We start from the raw sequence: 13,887 nt of genomic DNA on the forward strand, positions 1-13,887 counted from the left end.
TATGAATTACACCTTAATAATCGTATTAATTAGATTTACAAGTAACAAATACTACAATAAGTTTGATAAGTAAATGAAGTCAAAAGTAAAAGTTAATCAACTTGCCAATTGGCTGTAATTGATGATTAACTATTAGTTTCGTCACGATTGATTTTTGTTGTTATCATACTTGCCATGAGGTATTTTTGAGCAACTTTTGTAATATATACAGTCACAATAATTGTGGCAATTAACCCAATTAATTGTATTACCCATTGCCAGATTTGGGCTTCTAAATTAGTTGGTTTATCATGTGTATTCAGCGTTGCCAAATCACCAGCCACAGAGCCGATATAAACATACATAATTGTACCCGGAATAATGCCAAAGGAACCTAATATATAGTCTTTCAGAGAAACTTGTGTGACTCCAAAAGCATAATTTAATAAGTTGAAGGGAAAAATAGGACTTAAACGAGTCAGTAAGACAATTTTCCATCCATCTCTGGCAACTGCTAAATTAATTGCTTTAAATTTAGGATATTTATCAATCTTGCGATTAACCCAATCACGAGATAAATAGCGACCAACAATGAAAGCTAAAATTGCTCCAATAATTGCACTAATTAAGACATATATTGATCCCCAAACCAGTCCAAACAACCAACCACCTTTTAAGGTTAAAATAGAACCAGGGATAAATAATATTGTTGCTAAGTTATAAATGATAATATATGCAATTGGTCCAAAAATACCTAGAGTTTGCACCCAAATAATCCCATTATGTAAAACTTCTTGAACCTTGAAGTATTGGACAGAAATAATTACGGCAGCAAGCAAAAAAATCAATATTAATAATTTTATTTTGCCATTTAATCGCGATTTTTTGACCATAAAATTTACCTGATTTTTTCATTACTACCTACCATCAACAAATGAAACTGAAAATAAAATCTTCTACCTTTGCGCCATGGACAAATATTGTTAAAGCTTGCTCAATTTTTATTGACGATACCAGCAACTGATTCGCCGGGGTGACACACCGAGAAAAAAAGCAATAATTACTATTTGGTTAAGCATGGTAGTATATAATACTCCTTTTTTCAACCATCTCCGGGCTGAAGTTACAACTGGGACAGGAATAATGATAATTTTGCCAGTATGTTTTAAACGGCGGATGAGTTGAAAGTCTTCCATAATAGGCAAATTAGGAAACATGCCAATTTTATAGAATACTTCTTTTGTTAAAAATATGGCTTGGTCGCCATAGGGCATTTGACAAAAACGCGATCGCCAGGTTACTCCCTTTTCTACCCATCGTAAGCTCCAACAAGGGGCATCAATCCGCAAACAAAAGGCACCAGCGATGCCCTTCGGTTGTTGTAGAGCGGTGCGAATCATGTCATCAAACCCAGAAGGTAAGCGTGTATCTGCATGAAGAAACAAGAGGATATCCCCAGTTGCAGCTATAGCACCTGCATTCATTTGAGTAGCACGACCAGGGGGAGATGAAATTACTTTTACACCTAATGACTGAGCTATACTGACGGTGTTATCTTTTGATCCACCATCTACCACAATTAATTCTACATTTATACTAGGTTCAGTAGAAGCGATGGCAGCTTGAATATTTTCGGATTCGTTAAAGGTAGGAATGATAATGGAAATTTTGATATCCGCAATTAATTGTGTCATTTAATTTTCTTATTCAGCAATGCCCAACATTTAAAAACCCCCTTCCCGGTGTTTGAGAGGAAGAGGGTTTACGAATTACGAATTACGAATTACGCTAATATCCGCCTTCTTCTTCGTATTCTGGCTGTCGTTCTTTGATTTTTTTGGGAATATTCACCGGCTTTGGTGCGTCTTCCCAAGCGTCGCTTTCTATGTCGTCATAATCTTCATATTCGTCGGCGTAAGGCTTGCTGTCTGGCTGGGGTTCATATTTGGGTGGTTCTTGATATATATCCCGGCCTGTGGCTTCACTCCAGTTATCTTCCTCGTCTTCTTCGTATTGAATGGTTTCGTACTGTCGTGCCCGCATCACTTGACGCTGTGGTATTTCTTCTTCTACATAGTCTTCAGTCCATTGTTCTTCTGCTACGGGTTCAGGAGGGCGAACTCTGGTTTTGGGTGGTTGTAATGGTACGCCACTTGGTAGCTGATTTCCTGGTGCAACTGTCCGCGGAGTATAGCCATATTCTTCTTCCGCTTCTCGCTCCCATGGTGCTTTACCGATACCTAACCGTTCTAGCACACCAACTGTCAACTGATTAACTCGTTCTTCGGCTCCTTCAAAGACAATCAACCTGCTGGGGCCTGTGCTGACGATTTCATCTATTGATAGTTCGTAGGTGCTAAGAAATTGGTCAGGAATTTGAGGTAGTCCTAAAGAAGCAATCACTATGGACAGAATCTTTCCAGTTTGGCCATTGAACTTAAAACCCCTTACCCTGCCCAATACTTCACCTGTTTCTGTGATTACTTCCCAGTTAATCAGGTTGCTTAAACTTTCAACTTCAATGTCTTCAATGGCATCTTCGTTGTCAACTAGAATTACATCACCAATTTGGTTGATGGTGTTGAGGTACATATAGCGTGGCAGACCAGAAATAGAGATCAGGCTGTCTCGCAAACCAAGAGCCACAACCTCTCTTTGATCAATATCAACCCAAAGTTGACTGACGACACCGAGCCGTTTGCCGTTGTCACGAGTAATCACCTGGGTGTTTAATATGTCGGAACGCCTAATTATCTGTTCAGAGGTCATTCTATACCGAGTCCTGATCTCGAATCCGGTTTATCTATACACTATTATTAACAAAAACTCAAGCAGATGTATTGGATGATTGTAATTTAATACCCAAAACTTGAGTGTAAGCTCCTCGTGCTTGAGTAACGCCAATTGTGCGTTCGGCTGATTCTATCATCGGACGACGCAAACTCACAACTATAAATTGTGCTTGTTGGGCTTGTTGTTTAATCATTTTAGCTAATCGCTCGACATTTGCCCCATCTAAAAACATATCTACTTCGTCAAAGGCATAAAATGGCGAGGGACGATAACGTTGGAGGGCAAAAATAAAACTCAAGGCTGTGAGGGATTTTTCTCCCCCAGACATGGAAGCAAGACGCTGTACTGGTTTACCTTTGGGGTGGGCAATTAAATTGAGTCCACTGTTAAAGAAATCTTCGGGATCTTCCAGTTGCAAATAGCCGTCACCTTCAGAAAGGATGGCAAAAATAGATTGAAAGTTTTCGTTGACAGCATCAAAAGCTTCTGTAAAAGCCATTTGCCGCAATGTGGTAAAATTTTCGATGCGTAAAAGTAATTCTGTGCGTTCTGCTTCTAGGGTTTGCAATTTTTGCGTTAGTTCTTGGAGGCGGTTTTGCGTCCGTTCATACTCTTCCAACGCTAACATATTCACTGGTTCCATGGACTGTAAGCGTTTGGCTAGGCTTCGCAGTTCTTTTTGCAATTCGTCTAAATCTACTTGATTCGGCACTTCTGGCAGAGGATTGGGCAATTCTGCGCTGGCTGCTTGCAGTTGGTTTTGCAATGTTGTCAATTCCTCTCGTTGCTTTTGTTGAGTTTCTTGCAGTTTTTGAATTTCCCATTGCAGTTGTTGTTGACCTAAGAGTTGCGATCGCACTTCCTGTTCCATGGCGTCGCGTTTTTGTTTTTCTGCCCCTAAATTCTGCTCTATTTGGCTCAAATTACCCTGGGTAGCGCTGATTTGCTTCTTGAGGGCTGATAGCTGGTGTCCGAGGGCATTTAGTTGATTTTGTTGGCTTTCTTGCTGATGATGATATTGCTGAATTTTGGCTTCAGCTTCTTGGATTTTCTCTTGTGATCGCTGTTGCTGAATTTCCAAATTTCTTAATCTTTCCTCGGCGTTTCTTAATTCTGTTTCTCGTTGTTGTAATTCTTGCTCTTGCTCTTTGATGGTTACTTGAATTTGTTGCCATTCACTAGGGGTTTGAGAGTCTTCTAACTCTGCTAAACCTTGTCGTAATTGTTGAAGTTCCCTTTCTAGTCCTGGTAGTTCTAGAGCTAAGATTGATAAGCGAGATTGGGAGGTAGTGATTTTTTCTTGGTTTTGGGCTAGTTGCGATCGCGTGTTTTGCAATTGCCCTGTCAAAGCCTTAATATCTTTTTGCACCTGTTCCCATTGCAATTGCTGTTCCCGGCGCGCTTGTCTCGCTTCTGTGAGTGCTTGACTGTATTGTTTGGTTTTGGCCGATAAGGAAGCGATGGCTTCGGTACAGCGTTCTATAATCCGCTCAACATCGGCCAGGCGGCCTTTCAAAGCAATCACTTCTTCAGATTCTGCCGATTCTCCTGTACCAAATCGTAAGGCTGAACGCTGACTGCTACTACCGCCAGTCATGGCCCCGCTCGTTTCCAACAATTCCCCTTCTAAGGTGACAATCCGGTACAATCCGATATTTTGCCGCGCTGCTTGGATATTGGTAAATACTACTGTGTTGCCAAGTACATAATTAAAAACATCTTGATAACGGCCATCGCACTCAATTAAATTAACGGCATAATCCACAAAGCCGTTAACATAACGTAACGTGACATCTTGAATTAATTTACTAGCACGAATTTTTGTTAAAGGTAAAAAAGTCGCCCTCCCAGCCCGTTTTTGTTTCAGTAATTCAATCCCGGCGGCGGCTACACTGTCATCTTCTACAACAATATGCCCCAATCGTCCACCAGCGGCAATTTCCAAGGCCAACTGATAGCGGGGTTCCACCTTGCCCAACTGCACAACTAAACCGCACAGCCCAGGCAATTCCGATTGTAAAATAACTTTACTAGCCTGGGTTCCCTGTACTTCCTGTTGGGCTTGGGCTTGCGCCTCAATTTTATCCAACTGACGTTGTTTTTCCCGTTGTTCTTGTAAAAGTCGCTTTTGAGTTTCCTGTTGGATTTGTAATTCTTGTTCTGCAGCTGAGAGATTTTCGGCTAAAGCTTGGATAGGCTGACTAGAGGCGTTAAACTGACATTCTAGGCGATTAAATTCAGTTTCTTTCGCCGCTAATTCCGGTTCCCAAGAAGCAACTAGCTGAGTTTGTTCTGTAATTAGCTGCTGTAATTGATGATTTCGTTCCCTGAGTTGTGCTTGTTCTGTACGCTGGGGCTCTAGAGTTTGCAGTAAAGATTCAATTTGACGGTTAAAAGCTGTTTGTTGCTGTACCCAAGCCTCCGAAGCTGAAGCAATTTCTGCTGCTGCTGTGCGCGAAGCATCTAAAACTTGTTGGGCTTGATCTCGTTGTTGCTGACAGCAAACAATAGATTGCTGTTCTACAACTAAACTAGCGGCAATTTCCGTTAAAAAATGTTCATGTCGTTGAATTTCTTGCTCAGTTTGAGTTAGTTGTTTAACAGTTTCCTCCCTAGCCGAGGTTAACTCAGCTTGTTGTCGTTGGAGTTGTTTCCGTTCCGCCTCTTGAGTCGCCAAAGCAGATTGTACAGCCAAAAGTTCTTGTTCACCCAAGGCTTTCACACGAGCATTCAGTTCCTTCAGTTCAGCGCTTTGCTGAGAAATCGCCGAATTTAGAGTCGTAAGTTGAATAGTCAATTCAGCCGCAGTACCATCGCCCCTTTGAATTTCCCCAATTAACTTTTCTTGCTGTGCTTGAAGCGATCGCCAAAATAAAACCGCCTCCCAAGATTGCTTATGTAGAAACTCAGTGCGTAGTCGTTGATACTTTTCCGCCTTCCCCCGATCTTGAGACAAGCGATCGCGCTGACTAGTTAACTCAGTTTCAATAATCCGACAACTATCCTCCTTATCCTTCACTTCATCCAAAGTTTTTTTAGCTTGGGTAATCTTGCGATCATAGGCCGACACCCCAGCCAATTCATCAATAATTTCCCGACGTTCCCTAGCATTCATCGAGATAATACTAGTAACATCTCCTTGTAGTACGACATTGTAACCTTCAGGATAAATGCGGAGATTATTCAACTCCTCATGTAACTCTGCCAAAGTACAAGGCACACCATTGACATAGTAATTTGATGTATAACCGCCTTGATAATTCACCCGCAACCGCCGAGTCACACTCCACTCTGTTAGGGATTGAGAAATTTCCTCATTTTCTTCACTCTGGGCCTCTGGGCTTCTGGGTGAAACCTCCCCGGACAAATCAAAAGTTACCGTCACACTAGCTTCAATAGAACCCCGTCCCTTGCAAGTTTGATTATTATTCACCAAATCCGGTAACCTATCCGCCCGCATTCCCTTAGAACTAGAAAGTCCCAAGCAAAACAGCAATGCGTCAAGAATATTAGATTTACCCGAACCATTCGGTCCAGAAATGACGGTAAAACCGGGTAGGAGAGGGACTGAGGTAGTACCACCGAAAGATTTGAAGTTAGTAAGTTCCACGCGCTTGACGTGTACCATAGGCGCTGCTTAACTGATCTGATGGCTAATGAAGAACAAGTGTATCAAAAAAATTTATTGCCCCGCAGAGGCGCAGAGAACACAGAGGTTTCATAATAGAGGCAGGACTTCTACAGAACTGTTTTCTAATGTATCAAACTGATGCGCCCCCTTCTCCTCAAGAAGTTTTACCCACCATGGAGGAACCTGGTTCTACTGACGCTTTCATTGATTACAACTCCGCTTATTAGACAAAATCCTTCAATCGCCTATTTATCCTAGCAACAAGATATTTACGGCTAGGGATATAATTCTCAATTATGACAGTAGGGATAAAACTAGGTTTAGACCCTAGTGCAGCCAGTAGGGTGTCCTTAATAGCACCATTGAAAGTTCGTTTGTGGACTCTTTAAGAATTCCCTACCTTCTGGGTATGGGGAGTATCAACAGCCTTACCAAAAAACCGCATAGTCAGTTTTTTAACCGACTTCAGCTATAAGACAAGGAATTTATTCCCTGGCTCTCTACCCCATTTTAAGGGCCTTAGCCTTCAGAGAAGCAAAATGCTTACCACCCAACTCAATTTGTTCTTCGGCACATCCAGTTTTTAATCTTTCCACAAGATACTCCCAATCATGGGCAATAAAATTTGTCCCATGATCTGGCTCTACTAAGCTAATTAAAGATATATTTGCTGTGGGTTGATTCGCCAAATTAGAAATCCCCAAAAAATTAAACACCCCCGATTCATAAGTACCACAAGGTACAGAAGGATTGTCTACTCCCACACAATATTCATTCGGCTTAAACCAATCAAATGCGGGATAGCCATGAAAATGGACAATTGGCGCACCATCTTTAATTAAATCTGGCACATATAAAGCCGCAGCCAAACTAATGGCAAACATTACATAAATATCATAAGAAGGTTTGATATCTATTTGCTCGGTATCAATACCTTCAGGTAATTGCAAATATAATTTTTGCTTCAAACCAATTCTGACCACATCACTAGCAATATTTAAGTTAGTTTTATTTGACCCTGAACGAGCGCTAACTAACCAAATATCCGGTATTTGCTGAAAAACATCTTTTCCTTGTATTTTAGTTTTGAGATAACGTCTACCTTCTGGATTTTGACGAAGTTCATTACTACTAAATCCCTCTACAGGAAATAAACTTTCCCATTCATTGTTATTGATTTCCTTAGCACCAAAATATTGGGGAGGTTCAGCGTAAGCTACAAAACCATAAGAAACACCTGTTCTCCCATTAACAATCACATTGACAATATCTCTGTGAGACTTTCTTTTAATCACTTGATTGAGTTTAAAACCAGGCGGAAATAAACTTGTTAATGCCAATTCTTGACCCAATTTAACCAATTTTTGAGCATAGCTAGATTTTTCTGGTTGATAATGCCCCAACTGAAATCGATTCAATAAAAGTGGAGCAATAGGGACAAAAACTTTGGGAATCAGTGATTTCAAAACAAATTCTTCTATTTCTTCCTTAGCAAAAAATGAATCGCAAAGATTCATATTTAAAATAGAAATCTTATCAATAGCAACTCCAATCACAATTTCGGAAAAAGTTCTAATCAGAGTATTTAAACCAATATTAATCTTTTGTTGATATGGTATGGCGGGGTTAATAAAATCATGGTCTATTTCTGTTAAAATTATTATTTGAGTATTAGTAGGATCTTCCACATATTTAGCAGCATGATCCTCTGCCCAAGTACTCAACTTAGCAATATTCACAACGGAAAATTCTCGCTGTTTCAACATCAAGCTACAATAGAATTTGTACCAAATTTCAGCAGCAAAAATTCCCAATTTCCTAAACACAGAAGGAGGATTGTCTACATCAATAACTGCATTAATTTCGGCTTTGACACCCTTAAATTTAAATCTTCTTTTATGTTGAATTAAAGGCAACATTATATCATAACTAAACTCTGTGATTGCTTCTTCCCAAGGAATAACTTTGACCCCATATTTTCTGAGTTGATTTTCTAATTCTTGACGGAATTGCAAAATTTCTGTATTTTTATAGTTCTTAGGCAAAGGTTTAAAGGTAACCATTAACTGTTGAGCCATTTTTTTAGGTTGGATAATGGGAGGCTTATATTCCACAGTAGTTTTACCAACAAATCCCCCAATTAAACGTCCAATAGTTTGCAAGTTTAACCCCTGCATCGTCGGTTCAATATTTACAGTGATATCTCTCTCACGGATAAAATCCAAAATCTCTGTTTTGTAAGCCATGAGATTTTCCTGAATTTCTGGAGTGATTACACCCTTGGGAGAGCGAATCTTAAGTTGTTCATTATCAATCCAAAGATAAACACCTTTTTGAATCAGGTTGGTTACAATTTCTGATGCTTTCATAGTTTCACAATTCCCCAATGGTTGCAAAATACGGCAGATTGTAGGCAAATGAAGTACAAATATAAATAATTAAAGTTGTGTAGTGTCGGCATACTTTAACTACCCTCAGTATAAGTATTGCCCGCCACTGAGGTAAAATGCGCTGTATCAGTTAAATCTGAAATATCTCTGATTCAGAACTTTCTAAGTCTTCCGCTAAACGTTTAGCGAGTAATGAAATAGTAGGGTAATGCCACAGCAGCATAGGAGACAGCTTAAATCCCAGGATTTTCTCGGCTTTATTTGCCAGCATAATCGCCTGAACTGAATGTAACCCGTAGCTATCTAAAGGTTCTTTCACATCTATTTCATCCGCTTGAATATTCAATAGTTGAGCAATTTCAGCGACTAGCCAAGCTTCAATCTCTTCTGGGGAATAAGATTTTTTACCACTGGAATTAGGAAAAGACTGATTCATTTTTTAAACGCCAAATTAGTAGTAATTTAATACTAATATGAGTAATAAATTAGTATTTATTTGCTCACATTTATGAGAAAAAATAGATGTCAAGACTATTTGCTAAACTCAACCCATTATTTATCTCTGCAATATAAATATTATAACTTAAACATTCGTTAATTCTTCCTCAATTTTTAACTGACAAATACGAAAAATATGCAGCATACAATTATTTACGAGTTCCTCCATGGTTTGGCGGCTAATACTAGGTTCAGAAAACACAAAATTCAACTGCATTTTCCCTCTAAAAGTCGCAATATGACTCGTTAACACACCTGCAAACAAAGACTGTGAACTAGCAAAACTAATTTCTTCTAATTCAAATTTTCCGTAATCTTCACGTATATTGACTTTACCAATATTAGATAGCAACACCGTACCAGCTAATTGCCAAGGGTAAGCCAAACAAAAATTGATCATGTGTTGGGCTACCAATATCATTTTAAATATATCCCCGCGCTGAATACTTCTATTAAGAGTTTGTTTTACTTCCCGCGCTAACTCCCAGAAACATTTGTTTGTATCGATGGTATGAAATCCAATGATAGATGAGACTAACACACTCATGTGATGATCATTGATTTTAGGTTCTAAATATTTTCTCAAATCAATAGCTGATAGAGAAGTCATACAGATGCGTTTTCTATTACCCTTCTTGATCTTGGTAGCTACTGCAAACATCATTGCAACGCATAAAGCACTATTTACTGTTGTTTTTTCCTGGCGACAACGATGAACTAAATTTTGGGTTATTTCTGGATCAAGCTGTCTATGAACAAGATAAGAACGACGCTTACTAATCGGTACATACTTTTCAAATGCTAATGTTTTCGGACGATGCCAAATTATTTGCAACAGTACTCGTAAAACAAACAGTGTACTGAGTATTTTACCTTTTAACCCTCTTGTCTGTGGGGGTAGTATTTCTTTTATAGGTGGAAGTGGAAACAAGTTAGCAATTGGATTATTGAACTCAGCTGATACAATTTTTTGACAATAAGTCAAGATTTCTGACTGAAGTTTTATAGATGATAGCCCATCGCCAACTGCATGATGTCCTGTGATAATCAAGTAATTTATAGAGCTGTCGCTCTGGAGATGAATCAGTACCGCTCTTAGCAAACATTTACTGCTATCAATTGCCTGATTCATCTCTTCGCGAACAACTTCTTGCCACTGTTGAGAATCAAATTTATTCACAACACTCAAAGGAATTTTTGTTGTTCCTTCTGTTTGAAAGTGCAGACGGTTTTTATAGTAAACAATCCGAGAATTAAGTCGAGGATGGCGGCGCTGAACCATATCTAGAGCCTGTCTGAGAATAGATGCAGTCAGGGGACCTTTGATGCGGCTAATAGTCACTATGTTCCAGGTATTAGCACAGCTATTTACTTTTTCCATTGCCTGCTCAAGATGTCCCAACTTTCTATTTTCAATCATGTTTTTTATCTATAAGCTGTATATTTAATCTGTTTTTAATAGCTGTTTACTCCCTCGTCATTAATCAATTAATTATAGGTTTAACATTAGTGAAACTTTGTTCAAAATTTATGTTACAAATATCATAAATGTAGCAAATAAATTGATTGACAATATCTTCCATTTTTCCACGACTAATTGAAGGTTCAGAAAAGACAAAATTCAACAACATTTTTCCTCTAAAAGTTGCAGCATGAGTAATAAACATCCCTGCATATAAACCATGAGAACCAACAAAACTGATTTCTTCTAGTTCAAAATCACCATAAATTTTAGGGACGTTAATTCTACCAGCATTAGATACAGATACCGTCGCCGCCACTTGTTGAGGGAAGGTTAAGGAAAAATTGATCAAATGCTTCGCAACTAAAATCATCTTCAAGGCATCATTACATTTTGTGCTAGCTTCAAACTTTTGTCTGACTTCCCGCGCTAATTCCCAGAAAGATTTATTGTGATGTATGGTATAAAATCCCATAATAGATGAAGCTAATACAGCCATATGCTCATGACTAATTGTTGATGCTAGACGTTGCCGCAAATCAAGATAAGATAAGCAATTTACATTAATTCTTTTCCTATTGTTTTTAGTGATGTTGCTGGCAATAACCAGCATAATTGCCGCACATAAAGCACTATTGACAGTTATATCTGCTTGCCGACAACAATTCACTAACTGCTGGGTTACCTCTTTGTCAAGTTGCTTCTGTATAATATGACATTTACGATGGGAAATAGGTACATACTTTTCAAAACCTAATGTTTTGGGTCGATACCAAATTTTTTGTCCCCCAAGTTTTAACAAAAAGATTGTGCTGCTGATTTTACCTATAAACTTCTTTGTCCATGTCGGTAGTAATTCCTCTACAGGTGGTAGCGGTAGTAAGCTAGCAACTGGGTTAATTAGGTTTCCAGAGATAATTTGCTGACAATAAGTCAAGATTTCTGAATGCAGTTGAATAGATGATAACCCATCTGCAATGGCATGGTGTCCTGTTGTAATGAGATAATGTTCATGGTTGTAACTTTCAATATGAACCAGTACAGCTCGCATCAGACATTTGCTGCTATCTATTGCTTGGTTCATCTCTTCGTCAACAACTTCTTGCCACTCCTCATGGTCAAATTTTTTTACAACCCGCAAAGGAATCTTTATTGTTCCTTCGGTTTGAAAGCGTAAACTATTTCTCAACCGAATAATTCGGGAATTTAGTCGGGGGTGTCGGAATTGAATTATATCCAGAGCCTGTCTGATAACTTCTGGGCTGAGAGGCCCTTTGATGCGGCTGATAGTCACTATGTTCCAGGTTTTAGCACAGCTATTTAACTTTTCCATAGTCTGCTCAAGGCATCCTAGTTTTCTATTATCAATCATGTTTGCTATCAATTCCTGATCTACATATCACCAATAGCCAAAATGTTTAAAGATTGCCAACAACAACTGGATGATATTGACTATAAGCATCAGGAATTTGCAATCCTTGAATCTTTAAACTTTGTAATCGATAGAAAAATGCTGCTCCTGTCATTATATGATCAGCAACATCAGCAACTTTGCGATTATTTAAGTCTGCCAAGTAAGAACCTTGAATCCAATTATTAAAGCTGCCCATGGCTGGGCCGCACCAGATTTGATAATCAATTTCTCGCCCTTTTTCACCAGAGTTAGACCAACGAGAAGATAATCCCAAATACCAACGAAAAATCACAGCCATTTTCAGCTTAGGATTATTCATTGCTTTTTGCAATTTTTCGGGATTACGTTGAGATAAATATTTAACTGTTTCTTGCCAAATTGCATCTAAACTATTTCTGAAAATTTGCTTTTCTATTTTTTCTCTTTCCTCCAGGGGAATATGTTCAATTGAATCATAATTTTTGTATAACTCAAACAATTTTTGCGCTCGTAAAGGAAAGAGAGTTCCTCTTTTGAGTACTTGCAGTTTTACCCCCATTTCAAACATATCTGCTGCTGGAGCCATCATGACATCAGACATTTCTGCCTGAGCTAATAATTGTTTAGTATATTGAGAAGTTCCAGCTTCAATACACGATTGGTTAATAGAACCAGTAACAACATAAGCAGCCCCCATCATAAAAGCAGCTAAGGCTGATTGGGGAGTAGCAATTCCTCCAGCTACGCCAATTCTAACAGGTCTGTCATAACCATATTGCCCTTGAATTTGATCTCTTAATTCTAAAATAGATGGTAACAGACAAACTAAAGGACGATTATCTGTGTGTCCACCAGAATCTGCTTCCACAGTGATATCATCAGCCATAGGAATTTTTGCCGCTAGATTTGCCTGTAATTCACTGATAAGACCTTGTTCTACTAATTTCTTGAGAATTTTGAAAGGAGCAGGTTGTAAAAATTTGGTGGCGACTTCTCGGCGAGAAATTTTGGCAATGACTTTATTTTTGATTTCGATTTGATTGGCTGCATTCAAACCTAACCCCGCAACCCGATAGTAGACGATATTTTCAGTCAAGTCTAAAAAGGCTGATGCTTCTATGGTTCTGACTTGATATTTCAAATACAAATCAATCACACTGCGTTCTACAGCAGGTTCACTGGGGCTGTGGAGTAAGTTAAAAGCGTAAGGTCCTTGGGGTAGGGCTTGCTGAATAAGTTTGATAGCTGCTTCAACACGAGCAGGAGATAAACCTCCAGCACCAAATGAACTTAGAATTTTCTCTTTACCCAGAGCAATTACCAATTCTTCAGAAGCAATACCGTGAGCCATTGCACCGGTTGTATAGGCATATTTGACATTGTGGAAATCTAAAAAGTTCGGATCGCCTAATTGTTGCGGTTGTATAGATGGAACAGACATTAACAGTTCTGATTCTTCTATTCCGCTATTATGAGAATTAAGAATAGTACCTTCATTAGTTAGACCAATTTTATCTCCTATTCTAATAATGTAACAAGGTTTATTTAATTTCATTAGTCTAGTTTTTATGCCATTTCCATCAAAAGATATGCTATTTAAAGGACCTTGCCAATCTTGATTCTGGTTAACAAAGAACTTGCATACTTGTAATAGTGAATTGCTGGGCTTATGGTTGAGTAGATTATTTTTGAACATTATTTTTAGGGTTGAATTCAATGTTTTAAATGCAAATGGTCTCTG

9 protein-coding genes are annotated in these 13,887 nt (G+C 38.7%); all 9 read right to left on the reverse strand.

Annotation, left to right across the window (positions count from 1 at the left end; genetic code table 11):
- Window positions 1-125: 125 nt before the first annotated feature.
- On the reverse strand, window positions 126-872 hold the full coding sequence (locus tag NWP25_RS14380; protein WP_280699649.1) for a TVP38/TMEM64 family protein: 747 nt from the start codon (window positions 870-872) through the stop codon (window positions 126-128).
- A gap of 108 nt (window positions 873-980) precedes the next feature.
- Window positions 981-1,673 (reverse strand): TIGR04283 family arsenosugar biosynthesis glycosyltransferase, encoded by a 693-nt coding sequence (locus NWP25_RS14385; protein WP_280699651.1) that lies wholly within the window; start codon window positions 1,671-1,673, stop codon window positions 981-983.
- A gap of 94 nt (window positions 1,674-1,767) precedes the next feature.
- Window positions 1,768-2,748, reverse strand: coding sequence for a PRC-barrel domain-containing protein (locus NWP25_RS14390; protein WP_280651474.1), 981 nt, complete (start codon window positions 2,746-2,748; stop codon window positions 1,768-1,770).
- 58 nt (window positions 2,749-2,806) lie between these two features.
- On the reverse strand, window positions 2,807-6,400 hold the full coding sequence (gene smc / locus NWP25_RS14395) for a chromosome segregation protein SMC (protein ID WP_280699653.1): 3,594 nt from the start codon (window positions 6,398-6,400) through the stop codon (window positions 2,807-2,809).
- Window positions 6,401-6,903: 503 nt separating this feature from the next.
- Window positions 6,904-8,772, reverse strand: coding sequence for a TubC N-terminal docking domain-related protein (locus NWP25_RS14400; protein ID WP_280699655.1), 1,869 nt, complete (start codon window positions 8,770-8,772; stop codon window positions 6,904-6,906).
- 151 nt (window positions 8,773-8,923) lie between these two features.
- Window positions 8,924-9,229 carry an acyl carrier protein gene (locus NWP25_RS14405; RefSeq protein ID WP_280651477.1) on the reverse strand — a complete coding sequence of 102 codons (306 nt, stop codon included), beginning with the start codon at window positions 9,227-9,229 and terminating at the stop codon, window positions 8,924-8,926.
- A 147-nt stretch (window positions 9,230-9,376) separates the two neighbouring features.
- Complete coding sequence (locus NWP25_RS14410) at window positions 9,377-10,711, reverse strand: phthiocerol/phthiodiolone dimycocerosyl transferase family protein (RefSeq protein ID WP_280699657.1); 1,335 nt, start codon at window positions 10,709-10,711, stop codon at window positions 9,377-9,379.
- A 64-nt stretch (window positions 10,712-10,775) separates the two neighbouring features.
- On the reverse strand, window positions 10,776-12,125 hold the full coding sequence (locus NWP25_RS14415; protein ID WP_280699659.1) for a phthiocerol/phthiodiolone dimycocerosyl transferase family protein: 1,350 nt from the start codon (window positions 12,123-12,125) through the stop codon (window positions 10,776-10,778).
- Window positions 12,126-12,171: 46 nt separating this feature from the next.
- A complete protein-coding gene (locus NWP25_RS14420; RefSeq protein ID WP_280651929.1) occupies window positions 12,172-13,842 on the reverse strand; it encodes a PfaD family polyunsaturated fatty acid/polyketide biosynthesis protein in 1,671 nt (556 codons plus the stop codon).
- Window positions 13,843-13,887: the final 45 nt, after the last annotated feature.

The organism is Umezakia ovalisporum Ak1311 (assembly GCF_029891685.1).
GTDB classification, from domain to species: domain Bacteria; phylum Cyanobacteriota; class Cyanobacteriia; order Cyanobacteriales; family Nostocaceae; genus Umezakia; species Umezakia ovalisporum.